The sequence below is a fragment of the Fastidiosibacter lacustris genome, from assembly GCF_003428155.1.
Classification (GTDB): domain Bacteria; phylum Pseudomonadota; class Gammaproteobacteria; order Francisellales; family Francisellaceae; genus Caedibacter; species Caedibacter lacustris.
Genome location: NZ_QLIR01000054.1, coordinates 1 through 833, shown reverse-complemented (window position 1 = coordinate 833; position 833 = coordinate 1). Strand labels below are relative to the sequence as shown.

The 833-nt window shown below is 41.3% G+C and carries 1 protein-coding gene; it reads left to right on the top strand.

The window, feature by feature from the left end:
• A partial coding sequence (locus DNJ77_RS09840; protein WP_204723402.1) for a hypothetical protein occupies positions 1-833 on the top strand: 833 nt, incomplete at both ends.

Genomic DNA, 833 nt, shown 5'->3' with positions numbered 1-833 from the left:
CCTATCGATATCAACTTTTACGACTTATGGTGCTGATCGCACACATATTGATTGGCTCTCATCAGGCTTTCCTAAGCAAATTACAGACCAGGTAACGGGTTTAAAACTTCAATTTAATTATGATCGGCATGAACGTCCCTATCGTATTGTCAGCAGCGATGGTGAAACCAAGAGAACCTGGCAATATAGCTATATCGATGTTGAGGGTTACTTTGCTCCCGTTACAGCACAAGCGCCTTATAATGACAGCCATACTGTCATCAAATACAGCTATGATGGGCGTGGTAATTTAGGATCCATTACGAATGAACTAGGTCATGTTGTGACTTTTAGTCAACGTAGTCCGCAAGGTGATCATGTGGCGCAGATCATTGACGAGAATGGTATTAAAACGGATTTAGATTATCGGTACATAGTGTATGAAGATAGTAGCAAAAGTAAAGGCTATGCGACTTATCACAAGCATCCTCAGTCAGTTACGATCAATGGCAATACGACCCAATATGAGTATGATGACAAAGATCGTCTGATTTATAAAAGAACGCCAGCGGGTGTCGCTTATCGATACGAATACGATTATGGTGATCGTATTATCTATAGCCAAACGCCAGCAGGGGTTGCTCATCCACAGAAAAATATAGTAAAACAAAGAGTAAAGGACGGCTTTGGTAATGTATTACAGAAGGAGTTGGATGCTCAAGGAAATGTGATTGAAACGAGGATTAAAGATGCCAGAGGAAATCTGGTATATCAGCTGAAACACTCGGATACCGTCGCATCAGCAGCCCAGGGAAAAGAACAGGATGATGCTAATGAGTATCCAAAACATAAAG